Source organism: Pseudomonas sp. 65/3-MNA-CIBAN-0223, assembly GCF_040310425.1.
Classification (GTDB): Bacteria; Pseudomonadota; Gammaproteobacteria; order Pseudomonadales; family Pseudomonadaceae; genus Aquipseudomonas; species Aquipseudomonas gregormendelii.
The window spans coordinates 42,945-62,420 of record NZ_JBEOPV010000022.1; the positions used below are offsets into that span (position 1 = coordinate 42,945).

Annotated in this window: 14 protein-coding genes; 4 read left to right on the top strand and 10 right to left on the bottom strand. The window is 60.4% G+C overall.

All coding sequences use genetic code 11. From position 1 onward, the window contains the following. Nucleotides 1-96: 96 nt before the first annotated feature. The 5 genes from topA to AAEZ09_RS22915 all read right to left on the bottom strand — a co-directional run bounded on the left by topA (nt 97) and on the right by AAEZ09_RS22915 (nt 7,503). Nucleotides 97-2,727 (bottom strand): type I DNA topoisomerase, encoded by a 2,631-nt coding sequence (gene topA, locus AAEZ09_RS22895; protein ID WP_350600860.1) that lies wholly within the window; start codon nt 2,725-2,727, stop codon nt 97-99. 114 nt (nt 2,728-2,841) lie between these two features. Continuing rightward, entirely contained in the window at nt 2,842-3,078 is a 237-nt protein-coding gene (locus tag AAEZ09_RS22900) for a DUF1653 domain-containing protein (RefSeq protein ID WP_045062415.1), read from the bottom strand. Nucleotides 3,079-3,177: 99 nt separating this feature from the next. Next, nucleotides 3,178-4,353, bottom strand: a complete 1,176-nt coding sequence (fadA, locus tag AAEZ09_RS22905) for an acetyl-CoA C-acyltransferase FadA (RefSeq protein ID WP_045062413.1) — start codon at nt 4,351-4,353, stop codon at nt 3,178-3,180. 32 nt (nt 4,354-4,385) lie between these two features. Next, the gene (fadB, locus tag AAEZ09_RS22910; protein WP_045062410.1) at nt 4,386-6,533 is read right to left on the bottom strand and encodes a fatty acid oxidation complex subunit alpha FadB; all 2,148 of its coding nucleotides are present in this window, start codon (nt 6,531-6,533) and stop codon (nt 4,386-4,388) included. A gap of 532 nt (nt 6,534-7,065) precedes the next feature. Beyond that, on the bottom strand, nt 7,066-7,503 hold the full coding sequence (locus AAEZ09_RS22915; protein WP_350600862.1) for a hypothetical protein: 438 nt from the start codon (nt 7,501-7,503) through the stop codon (nt 7,066-7,068). A gap of 121 nt (nt 7,504-7,624) precedes the next feature. Here AAEZ09_RS22915 and AAEZ09_RS22920 point away from each other — a divergent pair, with 121 nt between their 5' ends. Then, the gene (locus AAEZ09_RS22920; protein WP_045062405.1) at nt 7,625-8,065 is read left to right on the top strand and encodes a universal stress protein; all 441 of its coding nucleotides are present in this window, start codon (nt 7,625-7,627) and stop codon (nt 8,063-8,065) included. Nucleotides 8,066-8,233: 168 nt separating this feature from the next. Here the strand turns inward: AAEZ09_RS22920 and AAEZ09_RS22925 are convergent, their stop codons facing one another. Further along, nucleotides 8,234-10,153, bottom strand: a complete 1,920-nt coding sequence (locus AAEZ09_RS22925) for an ATP-binding cassette domain-containing protein (RefSeq protein WP_045062403.1) — start codon at nt 10,151-10,153, stop codon at nt 8,234-8,236. 213 nt (nt 10,154-10,366) lie between these two features. Here AAEZ09_RS22925 and AAEZ09_RS22930 point away from each other — a divergent pair, with 213 nt between their 5' ends. Further along, a complete protein-coding gene (locus tag AAEZ09_RS22930; RefSeq protein WP_045062401.1) occupies nt 10,367-12,295 on the top strand; it encodes a transglycosylase SLT domain-containing protein in 1,929 nt (642 codons plus the stop codon). Nucleotides 12,296-12,363: 68 nt separating this feature from the next. Here the strand turns inward: AAEZ09_RS22930 and AAEZ09_RS22935 are convergent, their stop codons facing one another. Both AAEZ09_RS22935 and AAEZ09_RS22940 read right to left on the bottom strand, forming a co-directional pair. Next, complete coding sequence (locus AAEZ09_RS22935) at nt 12,364-13,407, bottom strand: Fic family protein (protein ID WP_350600864.1); 1,044 nt, start codon at nt 13,405-13,407, stop codon at nt 12,364-12,366. Between the two features lie 68 nt (nt 13,408-13,475). Then, complete coding sequence (locus AAEZ09_RS22940; protein WP_194690443.1) at nt 13,476-15,251, bottom strand: ABC transporter transmembrane domain-containing protein; 1,776 nt, start codon at nt 15,249-15,251, stop codon at nt 13,476-13,478. A 234-nt stretch (nt 15,252-15,485) separates the two neighbouring features. Here AAEZ09_RS22940 and AAEZ09_RS22945 point away from each other — a divergent pair, with 234 nt between their 5' ends. Continuing rightward, the gene (locus AAEZ09_RS22945) at nt 15,486-15,665 is read left to right on the top strand and encodes a PA1571 family protein (protein ID WP_350600865.1); all 180 of its coding nucleotides are present in this window, start codon (nt 15,486-15,488) and stop codon (nt 15,663-15,665) included. A 217-nt stretch (nt 15,666-15,882) separates the two neighbouring features. Here the strand turns inward: AAEZ09_RS22945 and pdxB are convergent, their stop codons facing one another. Further along, the gene (gene pdxB / locus AAEZ09_RS22950; protein ID WP_350600867.1) at nt 15,883-17,031 is read right to left on the bottom strand and encodes a 4-phosphoerythronate dehydrogenase PdxB; all 1,149 of its coding nucleotides are present in this window, start codon (nt 17,029-17,031) and stop codon (nt 15,883-15,885) included. 305 nt (nt 17,032-17,336) lie between these two features. Between pdxB and AAEZ09_RS22955 the strand changes: the two genes are divergently transcribed. After that, nucleotides 17,337-18,737 (top strand): MATE family efflux transporter, encoded by a 1,401-nt coding sequence (locus AAEZ09_RS22955; RefSeq protein WP_350600868.1) that lies wholly within the window; start codon nt 17,337-17,339, stop codon nt 18,735-18,737. A 211-nt stretch (nt 18,738-18,948) separates the two neighbouring features. On the opposite strand, the gene tusA is transcribed toward AAEZ09_RS22955, so the two are convergent. After that, entirely contained in the window at nt 18,949-19,200 is a 252-nt protein-coding gene (gene tusA / locus AAEZ09_RS22960) for a sulfurtransferase TusA (protein ID WP_045062389.1), read from the bottom strand. Between the last annotated feature and the right edge of the window lie 276 nt (nt 19,201-19,476).

Consider the following 19,476-nt stretch of genomic DNA (forward strand, 5'->3'; position numbering starts at 1 on the left):
AGGAGCTGCCGAAGGCTGCGATCTTTTGATCTTTCCTGCAAAAAAAACCGCATGAGGACCCTCGGGCTTCATGCGGTTTTTTATATCAGCGCCGAATCAAGCCTTGGCTTTCGCCGGGCGCTTGTCTTCTACCGTCCACTTGCCGCCGTCGTAGTAAGCCTTCCAGCCAGTCGGCTTGCCGTCGACTTCTGTCTGCACGTACTGCTCCTTGGTCTTGCGGCTGTAACGAATCACCGCCGGCAAGCCATCCGGGTCCTTCTTCGGTGCTTCGCACAGGAAGTGATACTTCGGATCGATCTCGTCCTTGTGCGGAATGATCTCCATCACCAGGGGCGCACGAGTCTCACGGTTTTTCGGGAACTGGCTGGCGGCCAGGAACAACCCGGAAGCACCGTCGCGCAGGATGTAGGTGTCGTTGACCTTCTCGCATTTGAGCTCAGGCATCTTCACCGGGTCCATCTTCGGCGGCGCCGCATCACCGCTTTTCAGCAGCTTGCGGGTGTTCTTGCAGGTCGCGTTGGTGCAGCCGAAGAACTTGCCGAAACGGCCGGTCTTGAGTTGCATCTCGCTGCCGCACTTGTCGCATTCCAGGCTCGGACCTTCGTAGCCCTTGATGCGATAACTGCCTTCTTCGATCTCGTAGCCGTCGCAGTCCGGATTGTTGCCGCAGATGTGCAACTTGCGCTTCTCGTCCAGCAGGTAGGCGTCCATCGCCGTGCTGCAGATCGGGCAGCGATGCTTGCCACGCAGCACCAGGGATTCGGACTCGCCCTCGTCGTCTGCGGCAATTTCATCGCCCGGCACCAGGTTGACGGTGGCCTTGCAGCGTTCTTTCGGTGGCAGGCTGTAGCCGGAGCAACCGAGGAACACGCCGGTCGATGCCGTACGAATCTGCATCGGACGACCGCACACCACGCACGGGATGTTGGTCATCACCGGCTGGTTGGCGCGCATGCCACCTTCGGCGCTTTCAGCTACTTCGAGTTTCTTCTTGAAGTCGCCGTAGAACTCGTCCAGCACGCTTTTCCAGTCGCGCTCGCTCTTGGCCACGTCATCGAGGTTCTCTTCCATGCCGGCAGTAAAGCCGTAGTCCATCAGGTTCGGGAAGCTCTCGGACAGGCGCTCGGTGACGATGTCGCCCATTTTTTCCGAATAGAACCGGCGGTTGTGCAGCGCAACGTAGCCGCGGTCCTGGATGGTCGAAATGATCGCGGCGTAAGTCGAAGGACGACCGATGCCGCGTTTTTCCATTTCCTTGACCAGGCTCGCTTCCGAGTAACGCGCAGGCGGCTTGGTGAAGTGCTGGGTCGGATCAAGCTTGATCAGCTTCATCGAGTCGCCCTGGGCCATGTCCGGCAGTACATCGTCATCGCCAGGCTTGGCGATCTGCGGCATGACGCGGGTGTAACCGTCGAACTTGAGGATACGGCCCTTGGCGCGCAACTCGAAATCACCCGCGCCCACGGTAACGGTGGTCGACAGGTATTGCGCCGGCAGCATCTGGCATGCCAGGAACTGGCGCCAGATCAGCTCGTAGAGGCGCTCTGCATCACGCTCCATGCCCGCCAGCTTGCTTGGCTCGGTATTGGCGTCAGAAGGACGAATCGCTTCGTGAGCCTCCTGCGCGCCTTCCTTGCTGCTGTAGACGTTCGGGTTTTCCGGCAGGTACTTCTTGCCGAACTCGGTCTCGATGTAGCTGCGCGCCATGGTCACGGCATCAGCCGAGAGGTTGGTGGAGTCGGTACGCATATAGGTGATGTAGCCGGCTTCATACAGACGCTGGGCCATCATCATGGTTTTCTTCACGCCGAAGCCCAGGCGGTTACTCGCGGCCTGCTGCAGGGTGGACGTGATGAAGGGCGCAGACGGCTTGCTGCTGGTCGGCTTGTCTTCACGCTTGACGATGCTGTAGCTGGAAGCCTTGAGCTTCTCCAGCGCGGCCATGGCCTGGGTTTCGTTAAGCGGCTTGAAGGCCTCGCCTTTCTCGCGAGCGACGTCAAAGCGCACGGTGGCGCCCTTGGAGGTGCCGAGGTCGGCGTGAATTTCCCAGTATTCTTCAGGGTTGAACGCACGAATTTCGCGCTCGCGATCCACCACCAGCTTCACGGCAACCGATTGCACGCGACCGGCAGACAGGCCACGGGCGATCTTGGCCCACAGCAGCGGCGACACCATGTAACCCACCACGCGGTCGAGGAAGCGACGCGCCTGCTGGGCATTGACGCGGTCGATGTCCAGCTCGCCGGGCTTGGAGAAGGCTTCCTGAATCGCCTTCTTGGTGATTTCGTTGAACACCACGCGCTTGTAGCGGCTGTCGTCGCCACCGATGGCTTCGCGCAGGTGCCAGGCAATGGCTTCCCCCTCTCTATCCAAGTCGGTTGCGAGATAGATGGTGTCAGCATCCTTGGCGAGCCGGCGCAGCTCTTCGATGACCTTTTCCTTGCCCGGGAGGATCTCGTACTTGGCTTTCCAGCCGTTATCGGGATCGACGCCCATGCGGGAGACCAGTTGCTTGCGCGACTTCTCTTTCGGCGTGAGCACCGGGCCTTCGCCCGCAGCGGCCTTGCCGCGCTTGGCGGCAGGCTCTTTGCTGGCGCTAGCCGAACCGCTGGTGGGCAGGTCTCGGATATGGCCGATACTCGACTTCACCACGTATTGGTTACCCAGATACTTGTTGATGGTCTTGGCCTTAGCCGGGGATTCCACAATGACCAGCGATTTGCCCATGGATCAGAAAATTCCTGAATTCTAGAAGTGAAAGGCGGTTGGCGCCTGACGCGGCACCGCTATATATAGTGGCTACAAGATGAGGTCAAGCGCAGGGTTCGGCGCGCACTCAGCTTATACCTTCGAAAAAACACTCGGTTCGGCCTGCACCAAAGCAAAGCGTGGCACCTGTTCGCCGTCAACCTCGACCGACTCCAGGAACATGCTCAAGGGACGCACCCAAAAGCCGTAATCACCATACAGGGCTTGGTAGAAGACCACTTCTTCTTCTGTTTCCGAATGTCGCGCAATGCTGAATACGCGGTACTGCGGACCTTTGTAATGTTGGTAGAGCCCAGGTTGTAAAAGCATGGTTTGGCCCTCGCACAAATCTTTTCAAAATAAAAATAAAAAAAATTTCAGAAAAACAAAAACCGGGGCACTTGGCCCCGGCTTCCATCAACGTAACGCTTAAACGCGTTCGAAGACGGTGGAGATGCCTTGGCCGAGACCAATGCACATGGTGGCAACCCCGAGGCTGCCGCCATTTTGCTTCATCACGTTCAGCAGAGTGCCGGAGATACGCGCTCCGGAGCAACCGAACGGGTGACCCAAGGCGATCGCGCCGCCGTGCAGGTTAACCTTCTCGTTCATCTTGTCGAGCACTTTCAGATCTTTCAGCACTGGCAGGGCCTGTGCGGCGAAAGCTTCGTTGAGCTCGAAGAAGTCGATATCGTTGATGCCAAGGCCGGCACGCTTAAGTGCTTTCTGGGTGGCCGGTACTGGACCATAGCCCATGATCGCCGGGTCCACACCCGCCACTGCCATCGAGCGAATCACCGCCAGCGGCTGGATGCCCAGGTCCTGTGCACGTTGCGCCGACATCACGATCATGCACGAGGCACCATCGGTGATCTGCGACGAAGTACCGGCTGTCACGGTGCCGCCCTTGGGGTTAAACGCTGGCTTCAACGCCGCCAGGCTTTCCAGGGTGGTTTCCGGACGAATGGTTTCGTCGTAGTCGAACAGTTTCAGGAAACCGTTCTCGTCGTAGCCCTGCATCGGGATGATCTCGTCCTTGAACTTGCCTTCCACGGTCGCCTTGTGAGCGAGCTGGTGGGAGCGCACGCCAAAGGCGTCCTGCTGTTCGCGAGTAATGCCGTGCATCTTGCCGAGCATTTCCGCGGTCAGGCCCATCATGCCCGAGGCTTTCGCCGCGTACAGCGACATGTGCGGGTTCGGATCGACACCGTGCATCATGCTCACGTGACCCATATGCTCGACGCCGCCAACCACGAATACGTCACCGTTGCCGGTCATGATCGCTTGCGCAGCAGTGTGCAGCGCGCTCATCGAGGAGCCACACAGGCGGCTGACGGTCTGGCCGGCAGCGGTGTGCGGGATCTGCGTCATCAGGGACGCCATGCGGGCGATGTTCCAGCCCTGCTCCAGGGTCTGGTTGACGCAGCCCCAGATCACGTCTTCGACTTCGTTAGGATCAACCTTGACGTTGCGTTCCAGCAGTTTGCTGATCAGGTGCGCCGACATGTCTTCGGCACGGGTGTTGCGGTGCATGCCGCCCTTGGAGCGGCCCATCGGCGTACGACCGAAGTCGACAATCACGACGTCTCTTGGATTCAAGCTCATAAAATTTCACTCTCGCTCAAGTGTTGGGACGCTTAACCGAAGAACCGCTGGCCAGTCTTGGCCATTTCACGCAGTTTTGCGGTCGGGTGGTACAGCGCGCCCAAATCAGCGTACTGGTCAGCCAGGGCAACGAACTCGGCAACACCGATCGAATCGATGTAGCGCAGCGCGCCGCCACGGAATGGAGGGAAACCAATACCGTAGACCAGACCCATGTCGGCTTCGGCGGCGGTTTCGACAATGCCGTCTTCCAGGCAACGCACGGTTTCCAGGCACAGCGGGATCATCATCCAGTTGATGATGTCTTCGTCAGTGACTTCGCGCTGCTCGTAAACGATCGGCTTGAGCACTTCCAGCACCGACGGGTCGGCCACTTTCTTCTGCTTGCCCTTCTTGTCGGTCTCGTAGGCGTAGAAGCCCTTGCCGTTCTTCTGGCCCAGGCGCTTGGCTTCGTAGAGCACGTCGATCGCCGAACGGCGGTCGTCTTTCATGCGATCCGGGAAGCCTTCAGCCATCACGTCACGACCGTGGTGACCGGTGTCGATGCCGACCACGTCCATCAGGTAAGCCGGGCCCATCGGCCAGCCGAATTTTTCCATGACCTTGTCGATGCGCACGAAGTCCACACCAGCGCTGACCAACTTGGCGAAACCGCCGAAGTACGGGAACAGCACGCGGTTGACCAGGAAGCCCGGGCAGTCGTTGACCACGATCGGGTTCTTGCCCATTTTCTTGGCGTAGGCAACGGTGGTGGCAACAGCCAGCTCGCTGGACTTCTCGCCACGGATCACTTCAACCAGCGGCATCATGTGCACCGGGTTGAAGAAGTGCATGCCGACGAAGTTTTCCGGACGCTTGAGGGCCTTGGCCAGCAAGGTGATGGAAATGGTCGAGGTGTTGGACGCGAGGATAGTGTCCTCTTTGACCTTGTCTTCCACTTCGGCCAGTACGGCCTGCTTGACTTTCGGGTTCTCGACCACGGCTTCGACCACCAGGTCCACGTGACCGAAGTCGCCGTAGGACAGGGTTGGACGAATGCCGTTGAGCACTTCGGCCATTTTCGCCGCCGTCATGCGGCCTTTATCAACGCGGCCAACCAGCAGCTTGGCGGCTTCAGCCAGGCCCTGCTCGATACCGTGCTCGTTGATGTCCTTCATCAGGATCGGCGTACCTTTGGAAGCCGACTGATAGGCGATGCCGCCGCCCATGATGCCAGCGCCCAATACGGCAGCCTGCTTCACGTCGCGAGCGATTTCGTCGTAGGCCTTGGCCTTTTTCTTCAGTTCCTGATCGTTCAGGAACAGACCGATCAAGCTCTGCGCAGCAGAGGTCTTGGCCAGTTTCACAAAACCTGCCGCTTCGACTTCCAGAGCCTTGTCGCGACCGAAGTTCGCGGCTTTCTGGATGGTCTTGATCGCTTCAACCGGCGCCGGGTAGTTCGGGCCAGCCTGACCGGCCACGAAACCTTTGGCAGTTTCGAAGGCCATCATTTGTTCGATCGCGTTCAGCTTGAGCTTTTCCAGCTTCGGCTGGCGCTTGGCCTTGTAGTCAAACTCACCGGAAATGGCGCGCTTGATAAGTTCAAGGGCCGCTTCCTGCAGTTTCTCAGGAGCCACCACTGCGTCTACAGCGCCAACTTTCAGCGCGTCTTCAGCACGGTTTTCCTTGCCGGCGGCAATCCATTCGATGGCGTTGTCGGCACCGATCAGGCGCGGCAGGCGCACGGTGCCGCCGAAGCCAGGGTAGATGCCCAGCTTGACTTCCGGCAGACCGATCTTGGCCGAGGTGGACATGACGCGGTAGTCCGCCGCCAGGCACATTTCCAGACCGCCACCCAAGGCGATACCGTTGATCGCGGCGACAGTCGGGACGTTGAGGTCTTCGAAATCACTGAATATCTTGTTGGCTTCGAGGTTGCCTGCAACAAGCTCTGCATCGGGCAGCTTGAAGTTCTCGACGAATTCGGTGATGTCGGCGCCGACGATGAAAACGTCCTTGCCGCTGCTGACGATCACACCCTTGATCGAAGCATCTGCCTTGATGGTGTCTACGGCCTGACGCAGTTCGTTCAGGGTTAGACGGTTGAACTTGTTGACGGACTCACCCTTGAGGTCGAATTTCAATTCGACGATGCCACTTTCAAGAGCCGTAACCGTGATGGCTTTACCTTCGTAAATCATCAACTGATCTCCACGATATGGAAGCTGAACAGTACACGTCGGACGCAGGCGAATGGCTTGGCAGGACGTTATTCGTCGATGCTACGCCAATCCACCCGTCACACCCGCCAACGCGATAGTCGGGATTCGTAGGAGCGATGCGCAATGCAAACGCTCAATTCATACGCCCGTTTGATTTGGGTACGTCACCTTCACGGAATTTCAGACAATTGTCAATCGCCCAAAATAGGGGCGCAAATGCGACTTTGCGGTCATTTCCGTTACGCGAAGATCTTCAACACGCGGGTGCATGTGTGGCCATTCATAGAATCAATAGTTAGAAAAGTCGCCCTAATTCGCGGCAGCTTCCGTTTAAGAGGCTACGCTGGCGGGGACCTGGAGGAAAATTTATCAACGCTTGGACGAATGCCAAGCGTAAGATCAGCCCACACCGTTTTCCGGCCTGCCTGGCCAACCCGGCCCGATGTTGATGTCGGGCTTTTTATTGTCTCGGGAAATGTGGATGCAACACCGCAGGCCAGGCAGATCGGTTTCAGGCCAGGGCTTTGAGGGTGGCGTCGATTTGTTGCAAAACACTTGCCTCGCCCTTCTCCCCCCAATACAAGGTGATCATTTGCTGATCCGCCTCGATCTTGTAGACGTTGTCTGGCAATTTTTCGAAATGATTCAGCAGCGCCTGATCCTCGCAGACTTCCTGCCACTGATTCACCCAGACCCCAGGGGCTTTTTGCCAGTAACTCCAGCAGGCCGGCTGCTTGCCGCGTCGTGGCCGATGGTACTGCGCGCACGGGCTTGGCGGCTCCTGGCTGAGCCAGTGCGGCCACTCCACGGGCGCCAGTTGCATGGCGAGGCCCATGCGTCGCGCCTCCATGCGCAGGGCCATGCGACCGCTCTGGCCACGGGACGGCCGCAACCATGCCAGCGGACTCAAAACCACCAACAGGATTGACACCACTATCCAGACCGTCATATCAGTACTCCGTTTTTACAGGCATCGTTTTTTTAAATGAGCGCGTCCGGGTCACTTTGGAACCGCTGCGCTTGAAACCAGCCATACTTATCACTATTGCCATTCTCAGGAGGAGCACCTCATGCCCTACCACCATATTCTGGTCGCTGTAGATCTAACCGAAGAGTGCGACCCTGTAATTCACCGTGCTCGCGAACTGTCGGTGAGCAACGGTGCCAAGCTGTCCCTGGTGCACATCGTCGAACCGATGGCCATGGCCTTTGGCGGCGACGTGCCCATGGACCTGTCGCAACTGCAACAACAGCAGTTTGACCAGGCTCGCGAGCGACTTGACCGGTTGATCATCAAGTACCCGGAGCTGTCCAAGGAATTCAGCCACCTGACCTACGGCCAACCGCGCCAGGAAATCCATCACCTGGCCAAGGAGCAAGGCTGCGACATGATCGTGGTGGGCAGTCATGGCCGCCATGGCCTGGCCTTGCTGCTGGGCTCGACGGCCAATGACGTGCTGCATGGCGCGCCCTGTGACGTGCTGGCGGTGCGCCTGGCCAACAAGAACTGACAACACAATCCCCTGTAGGAGCTGCGATCCTGGGCTTGGTTTTTTAAAGCAAGATCAAAAGATCGTCCGAACGCGGCCCGAGCCTTCGGCAGCTCCTACGGGATCGCGGTACATACGAAAAGCCCGGCGCTCATCACTGGACGCCGGGCTTTTTTATTGCGGGGTTAATCAGGCGTCCAGCTCGGCCCAACGCTCCACCATCACTTCCAGTTCCGCCTGCAACTGTTCCAGCTGAGCAATCACCGCTGCGGTTTCCGCCGCAGGACGCTGGTAGAACGCGCTGTCGGCCATTTGCGCTTCAACCGCGGCGATCTGCTGCTCCATGGCTTCGATCTGGCCCGGCAAGGCTTCCAGCTCGCGCTGCAGCTTGTAGCTGAGTTTCTTCTTCGCCACTGGCGCTTCAACCGCAGCAGCCACAGGCGCCGCCTCGGCAGTCACCACCGCCGACGTCAGGTCGGCTTTACCCGATTTGCTCTCGGTCACGCCCAGCAGGCGCGGCGAGCCACCCTGGCGCAGCCAGTCCTGATACCCACCGACGTATTCGCGAACCTTGCCTTCACCTTCGAAGACCAGGGTGCTGGTCACCACGTTGTCGAGGAATGCCCGGTCGTGACTGACCATCAGCACGGTGCCGTTGAAGGTCAGCAGGACCTCTTCCAGCAACTCGAGGGTTTCCACGTCGAGGTCGTTGGTCGGTTCGTCGAGCACCAGCAGGTTGGCCGGTTTGCTGAACAATTTGGCCAGCAACAGACGCGCACGCTCACCACCCGACAGCGCCTTGACCGGCGTGCGGGCACGCTGCGGGCTGAACAGGAAGTCGCCCAGGTAGCTCAGCACGTGGCGGCTCTGGCCGTCGATGTCGATAAAGTCGCGGCCTTCGGCCACGTTGTCGATCACGGTCTTTTCCAGGTCCAGCTGATGACGCAACTGATCGAAGTAGGCCACGTCGATGCGCGTGCCCTCCTCCACGGTGCCGCTGGTAGGCTGCAGGCCGTTGAGCATCAGTTTGAGCAGCGTGGTCTTGCCGGTACCGTTGGCGCCAAGCAGGCCGATACGGTCGCCGCGCGCCAGGACCATCGAAAAATCCTTGATCAGGAACGGGCCGCCCGGATGCGCGAAGCTCACGTTCTCGAGGACCATCACCTGCTTGCCGGACTTGTCGGCAGTGTCCAGCTGGATGTTGGCCTTGCCGGTGCGCTCACGACGCTCGCTACGCTCGACGCGCAATGCTTTCAATGCGCGAACACGGCCTTCGTTACGGGTACGACGGGCCTTGATGCCCTGGCGGATCCACACTTCTTCCTGGGCCAGCTTCTTGTCGAACAGCGCGTTGGCGGTTTCTTCAGCGGCCAGCGACGCCTCCTTGTGCACCAGGAAGCTGGCGTAGTCGCCGTTCCAGTCGATCAGGCCGCCGCGATCCAGTTCCAGGATGCGGGTCGCCAGGTTCTGCAGGAAAGAACGGTCGTGCGTGATGAACAGCACGGCGCCCTGGAAATCCTTCAGCGCTTCTTCAAGCCAGGCGATGGCACCGATGTCCAGGTGGTTGGTCGGTTCGTCGAGCAGCAGCAGGTCCGGCTCGGAAACCAGGGCCTGGGCCAGCAGCACGCGACGACGCCAGCCGCCGGACAACTGGGACAGGGTCTTGTCGGCCGGCAGTTGCAGGCGGCTCAGGGTACTGTCTACCAATTGCTGCAAGCGCCAGCCGTCACGAGCTTCGAGGTCTTGCTGGACGTGCATCAGCTTGTCCAGGTCGGCGTCGGTGACGATGTTCTGGCTCAGGTGGTGATACTGCGCGAGCAGCTCACCAACGCCGTCCAGGCCTTCAGCCACCACGTCGAACACGGTCCGCTCGTCGGCTACCGGCAATTCTTGCGGCAATTCGCCAATCTTGAGGCCGGGGGCACGCCAAACGGAGCCGTCATCCGGCTTCTGGTCGCCCTTGACGAGCTTCATCATGCTGGACTTGCCAGTGCCGTTGCGGCCGATGATGCACACCCGCTCTCCACGGGCGATCTGCCAGGACACCTTGTCCAACAACGGCGTAGAGCCGAAAGCAAGGGACACATCGCTGAATTTGAGCAGGGTCATGAGCTTCTCCAAAAACCGGGCGCGCATTCTACCTGACTTGAGGCTGCAAAAGGCCGGCAATTTCAATGTCGGGGCACTCTGCATGACAAATGTTGCGAACTGATGCCAAGAGGCCGGCAAAGCTTTCGCCGGGCGCGGGCAAAAGGCTAAGCTACAGATTATTCAGTGGGGGTCCTGCCCGCACTTGTCATGATTTCTCTGCCCGGATGTCTCATGCGCAGTCGCCTTTTCAGTCTTTTTTCATGTTTGCTTCTTTCTGCCTCTGCCATCCAATCAGCCCAGGCGGTGGACCTGTCCACCCAGCGCCAATACTACGACGAAGCCAAGCGCGCGCTGGCCAAGGGCGATACCGGCCCTTATATGCGCTACAGCCAGGCCCTGGCCGATTATCCGCTGGAACCTTACCTGGCGTATGACGAACTGACCGCGCGCCTGAAAACCGCCAGCAATGCCGAAATCGAGAAATTCCTCGCCGAGCACGGTGACCTGCCCCAGGCCAACTGGATGAAACTGCGCTGGTTGCGCTGGCTGGCCGAACGCGGCGACTGGGCACCCTTCGTCAAGTATTACGACCCCAAGCTCAACTTCACCGAGCTGGACTGCTTGAACGCGCAATACCAGATCGGCCACAACCAGAAATCCGAAGGCTACGCCAACGCCAACAAGCTGTGGCTCACCGGTAAATCCCTGCCGGCCGCCTGCGACGGCTTGTTCGGGGTGTGGGCCGCCGATGGTCAACTGACTGAACAGAAACGCTGGGAGCGCACCAAGCTCGCGGCCCAGGCGCGCAACTATCCGCTGGCCAACAGCCTGGTCAACGGCCTCACCACCCTCGCCCCACGCGGCCGCCTGCTGGTGGATGTAGCGCAGAAACCCGAGCTGCTCAACCAGCCGTCACGTTTCACCCCGGCCGATGAGCCGATGTCCGACGTCGTCAGCCTTGGCCTGCGCCGCCTGGCGCGCCAGGACCCGGACAAGGCCATGGCCCTGCTCGACGGCTATGCCAGCAGCATGCATTTTTCCCGCGATGAAAAAGTTGCCATTGCCCGGGAAATCGGCCTGACCCTCGCCCGCCGGTTCGACGCCCGGGCGCTGGAGGTGATGACCAAGTACGACCCGGAGCTGCGCGACAACACCGTTTCCGAATGGCGCCTGCGCCTGTTGCTGCGCCTGGCGCGTTGGGATGATGCCTATCAGCTGACTCGCCGCCTGCCCCAGGACCTGGCGACCACCAACCGCTGGCGCTACTGGCAGGCCCGCAGCCTGGAACTGGCCCAACCGCAGAACCCGGAAGCGCAGACGCTGTACAAGGGCCTGGCCCGCGAGCGTGACTTCTATGGCTTCCTGGCCGCCGATCGTTCGCAATCGCCCTACTCGCTGAACAACAAGCCGCTGGTGTTGAGCCAGGCGCTGATCAACAAGGTGCGCAATACACCGGGCATTCGCCGCGCGCTGGAGTTTCATGCTCGCGGGCAGATCGTCGACGGTCGCCGCGAGTGGTATCACGTCAGCCGCCACTTCAACCGCGATGAAATGGTCGCCCAGGCCAAACTGGCCTATGACCTGAAATGGTATTTCCCGGCGATCCGCACCATCAGCCAGGCGCAGTATTGGGACGACCTCGATATCCGCTTCCCGATGGCCCACCGCGAAACGCTGGTGCGTGAAGCCAAGGTCCGCGGCCTGCATTCGAGCTGGGTCTTCGCCATTACCCGCCAGGAAAGCGCCTTCATGGACGACGCCCGCTCCGGCGTCGGCGCCAGCGGCCTGATGCAGCTGATGCCAGCCACCGCCAAGGAAACTGCACGCAAGTTCAGCATTCCCCTGGCTTCGCCTCAGCAAGTGCTCAACCCGGACACGAACATCCAACTCGGCGCCGCCTACCTGAGCCAGGTCCACGCCCAGTTCAACGGCAACCGCGTCCTCGCCTCCGCCGCCTACAACGCCGGCCCGGGCCGCGTACGCCAGTGGCTGCGCGGTGCCGATCACCTGAGTTTCGACGTGTGGGTGGAGAGCATTCCGTTCGATGAAACCCGGCAGTACGTGCAGAACGTGTTGTCGTATTCGGTGATCTACGGGCAGAAGCTGAATTCGCCGCAGCCGCTGGTGGATTGGCATGAGCGGTATTTTGATGATCAGTGAGGGTGGATTGATCCGCTGAAAAAAATGCCCGCATTGCGAAATGCGGGCATTTTTTTCATCTGCGAAATCTATTTGGGTTTCCGTCGCGCCGCCCGCTCCCCGGTTTCGGTGAGGCGGTACCTCTGGGCAGGACTGCGGGGGGAATCGGGATCTGTCATTTCAATCAGGCTCAAAGCCAACGCTGGTTTAAGATAGTTGGCACGAAAGGTCGCTTTATGAACCAGAACGAGCGCCGCCATCAGATCATTTACTTTGAGCGCTGGGGATCCACGCAGAACCGTTAGCAGCCTGGCTACTTGGTCGGTTACTTGGTCGCTTACATAGTCGGTTACTTGGTCGGTCGCTGCCTCGCTCCGAGCCGCTTCGGCAAGTGCAACACTCAACGCCTGAAGCATGAACTCGACAAAAGGCGTGGATTCAGCCATCTGATCCGCCGCCGACAGTGCAGCGTAATAATCATCCTGCTGCTCTCGAATCACGGCCTCGACAGGCAAGTACGCCAATACCGGTCGCCACTGGCTGAGTATCAAGGTTTGCCAGAGTCGCCCCATCCGACCGTTGCCGTCGGCAAAAGGGTGGATAAACTCGAACTCGTAATGAAACACGCAACTGACGATCAGCGGATGCCAATCTGACGCGCCGAGCCATGCCAGCAGATCTTCTATCAGGTGCGAAACACGGCTTGGCGGCGGCGCCATGTGGACCAACTTCTCGCCTCGGTAAATCCCTACACCGGCCTGGCGGAACCGCCCGCAGTCATCAATCAAGCCACCCATCAGCAACTCATGCGCGTGCAACAGGTCGGCGCGGCTGCTCGACGTCCAATCAGGCATGGCTTCATACGCTGCAAAGGCGTTACGTACTTCCTGGATTTCACGAGGCAGGCCAAGTACTCGCTGCCCGGCCAGAACGGCCGTGACCTGCTCGACACTGAGGGTGTTGTTCTCGATGGCCAGCGAAGCCTGAATCGTACGAATGCGATTGCTGCGCCGCAATTGAGGAGTTTGCAGGCGTTCATCCAAGGCCGCGAGCTGACCGATCTGTTCGCTGATCTGCGCGATCAGGCCCAGCATGTTGGTCGTCAGGGTCAACGGTGGTTGGTAACGGCTCATATCCTCATCCAGGCTAGCAACAGAGGCCCACATAATGCCCGAACCCGACTCCATTCAGCAGCTCTCATTCACGCCCCGTCATGCCCATCACTGAACTGCAACGCCGCCAACCGCGCATACAGCGCATTCCCTGCGATCAGCTCCTGATGCGTCCCCACGGCGACCAATTTGCCCTGATCCATCACCGCGATGCGGTCGGCGTTTTTCACCGTGGCCAGGCGGTGAGCGATGACCAGGGTGGTGCGGTTTTTCATCAGGCTAGGCAGCGCCTGCTGGATCAGGTGTTCGCTCTGGGCATCGAGGGCGCTGGTGGCTTCGTCGAGCAGCAGGATGGGGGCGTCCACCAGCAAAGCACGGGCGATGGCCAGGCGTTGGCGCTGGCCGCCGGACAAGCCCAGGCCGCCGTCGCCGAGGTGGGTCTGGTAGCCGTCGGGCATCTGTTCGATGAAGTCGTGGGCATAGGCGATTTTCGCCGCTTCCTGCACCTGGGCCAGGGTGGCGTCCGGCCGGCCATAGCGGATGTTCTCTTCAACGCTGCCGTAAAACAGCGCCGGGTTCTGCGACACCAGCGCGAAGCAGCGGCGCAGGTCCAGGGGGTCGAGCTGGGTCAGTGGCACGCCATCGAGCAGGATGCGCCCGGCGATGGGGTCGTAGAAGCGCAGCAGCAGGTCATACACCGTCGACTTGCCCGCCCCCGAAGGCCCGACCAGGGCCAGGGTTTCGCCGGCATGGATGGTCAGGCTCAGGCCATCGACCGCGTAGCTTTCCGGCCGCGAGGGGTAGGAAAAACGTACATCCTCCAGCACCAGATCGCCGGCGACCCGCTCGGGCAAGGTCACCAGCCCCGAGGTCGGCGGCTGGATGATGTTTTCCGAGCGCAGTAACTCGGCAATGCGCTCGGCGGCGCCAGCGGCGCGTTGCAGTTCACCAATCACTTCGCTCAAGGTGCCGAACGCGCTGCCGACGATCAGGCTGTAAAAAACGAAAGCCGCCAGCTCGCCCGCGGAAATCCGCCCGGCAATCACGTCCATGCCGCCCACCCACAACATCACGCCCACCGCCCCCAGCACCAGCACGATCACCAGGGTAATCAGCCAGGCGCGCTGGAAGATCCGCTTGCGCGCGGTCTCGAACGCCTGCTCCACGGTCACGGCAAACCGTTGCTCGTCCTGCACCTGATGGTTATAGGCCTGCACGGTCTTGATCTGGCCCAGGGTTTCGGACACGTAGCTGCCGATGTCGGCGATGCGGTCCTGGCTCATGCGCGACAGGCTGCGCACCCGGCGACCGAAGATCAGGATCGGCGCAATCACCAGCGGCAAGGCGACCACCACGATGCTGGTGAGTTTGGGGTTGGTGATGAACAGCAGGATCACCCCGCCGATCACCATCAACAAATTACGCAGGAACAACGACAGCGAAGAGCCGATCACCGATTGCAGCAAAGTGGTGTCGGCCGTCAGGCGCGACTGGATCTCGGAGCTGCGGTTGTCCTCATAAAAACCGGGATGCAGGTAGACGAGGTGGTTGAACACCTGCCGGCGAATGTCCGCGACCACCCGCTCGCCGATCCACGACACCAGGTAAAAACGCGCAAAGGTGCCGACCGCCAAGCCCCCCACCAGCAACATGAACAGGCCGATGGATTGATTGAGCAGATGCGGTGACTGGGTCATGAACCCCTGATCCACCAGCAGTCGAATGCCCTGCCCCATGGACAGGGTGATGCCAGCCGTGGCAATCAGCGCCAACAACGCGCCGAGGGCTGGCCAGCGGTACGGTGCGAGAAAACGACTGGTCAGGCGAATGGCACGGCGGTGACGGGCAGAAAGCATCAAAATCATCCAGGTGCGCCACGGCGCGGTGGTTTGAAGGGAACTTGTGTAAATCACAATGAGTCAGGTTAATTATGACCGCAAGGCCTAGGCGCTAGACGCTATTGGTCTAAAGTCCGGGTGGCAACCCTGCGTTATTTCTGGTGGACTGTCGATGCCGTTCAGGAAAGACCGCAGGGACTGTCACAGCCCGGTCACCAGGCGGTTTTATAGTAAGCACACAACCTGATGAGGAGACAGGCCATGTCCTTGCAACACAGCAGCGAAGACAAGATTGAAGTGATTCGTACACAGCCCGGCCAGTCTCTGGGTTGCTCGATTATCGACGAGCAGGGGCGCGAAGTGCCAATCACTGAAGCCATGATCCAGGACGCTTGCCGCGACCTGGAGAAGCGATTGGTCGAGCCTGCCAAACAAGATTGATATAGCCCGTCTTCTTGACCCGGCCCTGATGGCCGGGTTTTTTATGGGCGGTTTCTTAACCCCGCCTTGATGGCCGGGTTTGTTATGGGCGGTTTATGGCATACCCCTGTAGGAGCTGCCGCAGGCTGCGATCTTTTGATCTTGCTTCTGGTTTTTTACAATCAAGAACCAGATCAAAAGATCGCAGCCTTCGGCAGCTCCTACGGGAAGGTAGGCGCTACGCCGGGATTGAGGTGGCCCCTAATGCCGCCACGATCTTTTGCAACTCCACAGACTCCCCCTCAACCCGCACCTGCAGCCCATCAATCTCCCGGCGCAACGGGTAATGCTTGCGCAGGGCATCAAACGCCGCACGCTGCTCGCTCACACTGCCTACAAGGCTGCGACGGAAATCCGCATCATCACGGCGTGGGTCGTACACCCCGCGGCACAACATCGCCAGCGCCCAGGCCGGATCGGTCTGGGCGTTGAGGGTGACCTGCGCCAACCAGGGCGCCGGCAGCAGCTCACTCAGGCTGACCGCCGCCGGCTGCCCAAGGAAATCGCAAAACGCCTGATAGATCTGCGCCGTGCCGCGCTGCTTGCCATCGAGGCTGTAACCGGCAATGTGCGGCGTGGCCAACACGCACAGGTCCGCCAGCGCCACATCCACCTCAGGCTCACCTTCCCAGACATCCAGCACCGCCTGCAGGTCTTCGCGCTGCAGCAGCACGTTGCGCAAGGCGGCGTTGTCGACCACCGGGCCGCGGCTGGCGTTGATCAGCCAGGTGCCGGGTTTGAGCTGGCTCAGGCGATCGCGGTCGAACAGGTGCCAGGTGGACTGCGCGCCGTGTTTTTTCAGGGGGGTGTGCAGGCTGATGACATCGCAGCGCTCGATGACCTGCTCCAGGCTGACAAAATCACCGCCCTCAGCGCTCTGGCGCGGCGGGTCGCAGACCAGCACGTTCCAGCCCAGGCCCTTCAGGACTTCAACCAGGCGACCGCCCACTTCACCGGCACCCACCACGCCATAAGTGCGCTGCTTGAGGTCCGCGCTTTCGATCTCGGCCAGGGTCAACAGGCTGCCAAGCACATAGTCGACCACGCCCCGGGCGTTGCAGCCCGGAGCGCTCGACCAGCTGATGCCGGCTTGCTGGAAGTAGTCCAGGTCAAGGTGATCGGTGCCGATGGTGCAGGTGCCGACAAACCGCACCTTGCTGCCTTCGAGCAAAGCACGGTTGACGTTGGTCACGGAACGCACCAGCAACACGTCGGCCTGCTCAACGGTGGCGCGATCAATCGACCGCCCCGGTACCCGGCGGATCTCACCGAAGGATTCGAAAAAGGCATCGAGTAGCGGGATATTTTCGTCGGCAACGATCAGCATGGTGGGCTCCTTTGGGGGATCGGCAGTGTAGGCGCAGATGCCACCCATCGCCTAGCACCGATCCCTCACCACCCGCAGGAGCTGCCGAAGGCTGCGATCTTTTGACCTTGATCTTCGGGGCATTCGAACCCGTCGAAGCAAAGATCAAAAGATCGCAGCCTTCGGCAGCTCCTACGGGGGACCGTGGCGGGATGAGGGAATGGTTTTTGTGCAATTACAAATCCCCAACATAGCTATTTTCCTGACCACTGCGTCAACGCGTAGAATGCCCCGCCTCGCGCATCAATACCTTTGGACGTTACGCCTTGAATTCCGCCACTGACCACGCCTCTACCACCCCCCTCACCCGCCCGGCCCGGGTGCGTCTGGAGCTGAAAAACCTGCTGGGCCTGGCCCTGCCGATCATGATCGCGCAGCTGGCCACCACCGCGATGGGTTTCGTCGACGCCGTGATGGCCGGCCGGGTCGGGCCGCGGGATCTGGCGGCGGTGGCCCTGGGTAACTCGATCTGGGTCCCGGTGTTCCTGCTGATGACCGGCACCCTGCTCGCCACCACCCCGAAAGTCGCCCAGCGCTTTGGCGCCGGCACCCACAGCGAAATCGGCCCGATCGTGCGCCAGGCGCTGTGGCTCGCACTGGTCGTAGGTTTGATGGCCACCGGCATGCTGCTCAGCGCCGAGCCGATCCTGCACCTGATGAACGTCGACCCCGAACTCATCGGCCCCTGCATGCAATACCTGCACGGCATTGCCAGCGGCCTGCCTGCGGTGGCGCTCTACCACGTGCTGCGCTGCTTCAGCGACGGCCTTGGGCGCACCCGCCCGGCCATGGTCCTGGGCTTGTGCGGCCTGGCGCTGAACATCCCGCTCAACTACATCTTCATCTATGGCCACTTCGGCGTGCCCGCCATGGGTGGCGTTGGCTGCGGTTGGGCCACGGCGATCGTGATGTGGGTGATGGCCCTGGGCATGGCCGGCTGGGAACGCTGGGCGCCGGTTTATCAGTCGAGCCAGTTGTTCAGCCGCTTCGACTGGCCGAAGTGGTCGGTGATCAAGCGCCTGCTCTCCATCGGTCTGCCAATCGGCATTGCGGTGTTTGCCGAGTCGAGCATCTTCGCCGTGATCGCCCTACTGATCGGCAGCCTCGGCGCGACCGTAGTAGCCGGGCACCAGATCGCCCTCAACTTCAGCTCCCTGGTGTTCATGATCCCCTACTCCCTGGGCATGGCCGTCACCGTGCGCGTCGGCCAGGCCCTCGGGCGCGAGCAACCGCGCGAAGCAAGGTTCGCCGCCGGCGTCGGCATGGGCACCGCGCTGGCGTATGCGTGCATTTCGGCGAGCATGATGCTGTTACTGCGCGAACAGATCGCGACCATCTACACCTCGGATCCGACGGTGATTCATGTTGCAGCGATGCTGATCGTGTACTCGGCGCTGTTCCAGTTCTCCGACGCGATCCAGGTCACCGCAGCCGGCGCCCTGCGCGGTTATCAGGACACCCGGGTAACGATGATCCTGACCCTGTTCGCCTACTGGGGCATTGGTTTGCCCGTGGGCTACGCGCTAGGCCTCACCAACTGGTTCGGCGAACCAAGCGGCCCGAGCGGGCTATGGCAAGGCCTGATCGTCGGCCTGAGCTGCGCCGCACTGATGCTCTCCATCCGCCTGACCCGCAGCGCCCGCCGCCGCATCCGCATCACCCTGTAGAAACCTGGCTTGCCAGCGATGACGGTGCCACATTCACCATCGCCATCGCTGGCAAGCCAGCTCCCACAGATTTGTGGCGTTGCACAATCCAACAAACACCCGCGCGCCCTGTGGGAGCCTGGCTTGCCAGCGATGGCGGTGTCACATTCACCATCGCTATCGCTGGCTAGCCAGCTCCCACAAGGTGCTCATCCATGCTCAAGCGAGCTGCTTAAGCGAGTTTCTTGCGAATCCAGTAGAGGTAGGTCCCTGCCTCTTCATGCTGCCCAACCAGTTCATGGTCGAGGAACACACAAAACTTGGGAATGTCACGCCGGGTCGACGGGTCGGTGGCAATCACCTTCAGCAGACCACCAGGCACCAGGTCACGGATGTGCTGGTGCAACATCATCACCGGTTCCGGGCAGTTGAGGCCAGTGGCGTCGAGGGTGCCGTCGACCGGCGTATCAAGCATTTCACTCATGATTCACTCCTGAAACTGGCCGACATTGTCGCGCAATGTCGGGTGTTCGGTCATCTGTGGCATAACACGCTCCCCCGTAGGAGCTGCCGAAGGCTGCGATCTTTTGATCGTGATCTTGAGCTTTCAAGGTTGCTGAAGATCAAGATCAAAAGATCGCAGCCTTCGGCAGCTCCTACCGGGGGCGATCTTTTGATCGTGATCTTGAGCTTTCAAGGTTGCTGAACATCAAGATCAAAAGATCGCAGCCTTCGGCAGCTCCTACCGGGGGGCGATCTT

Coding starts and splice junctions, on each gene's coding strand:
- AAEZ09_RS22915 (WP_350600862.1), bottom strand. CDS start 7,503: ATGACGGTCTGGATAGTGGTGTCAATCCTGTTGGTGGTTTTGAGTCCG.
- AAEZ09_RS22925 (WP_045062403.1), bottom strand. CDS start 10,153: ATGACCCTGCTCAAATTCAGCGATGTGTCCCTTGCTTTCGGCTCTACG.
- tusA (WP_045062389.1), bottom strand. CDS start 19,200: ATGAGTGAAATGCTTGATACGCCGGTCGACGGCACCCTCGACGCCACT.
- AAEZ09_RS22940 (WP_194690443.1), bottom strand. CDS start 15,251: ATGATTTTGATGCTTTCTGCCCGTCACCGCCGTGCCATTCGCCTGACC.
- topA (WP_350600860.1), bottom strand. CDS start 2,727: ATGGGCAAATCGCTGGTCATTGTGGAATCCCCGGCTAAGGCCAAGACC.
- AAEZ09_RS22900 (WP_045062415.1), bottom strand. CDS start 3,078: ATGCTTTTACAACCTGGGCTCTACCAACATTACAAAGGTCCGCAGTAC.
- AAEZ09_RS22930 (WP_045062401.1), top strand. CDS start 10,367: ATGCGCAGTCGCCTTTTCAGTCTTTTTTCATGTTTGCTTCTTTCTGCC.
- fadB (WP_045062410.1), bottom strand. CDS start 6,533: ATGATTTACGAAGGTAAAGCCATCACGGTTACGGCTCTTGAAAGTGGC.
- pdxB (WP_350600867.1), bottom strand. CDS start 17,031: ATGCTGATCGTTGCCGACGAAAATATCCCGCTACTCGATGCCTTTTTC.
- AAEZ09_RS22945 (WP_350600865.1), top strand. CDS start 15,486: ATGTCCTTGCAACACAGCAGCGAAGACAAGATTGAAGTGATTCGTACA.
- fadA (WP_045062413.1), bottom strand. CDS start 4,353: ATGAGCTTGAATCCAAGAGACGTCGTGATTGTCGACTTCGGTCGTACG.
- AAEZ09_RS22935 (WP_350600864.1), bottom strand. CDS start 13,407: ATGAGCCGTTACCAACCACCGTTGACCCTGACGACCAACATGCTGGGC.
- AAEZ09_RS22920 (WP_045062405.1), top strand. CDS start 7,625: ATGCCCTACCACCATATTCTGGTCGCTGTAGATCTAACCGAAGAGTGC.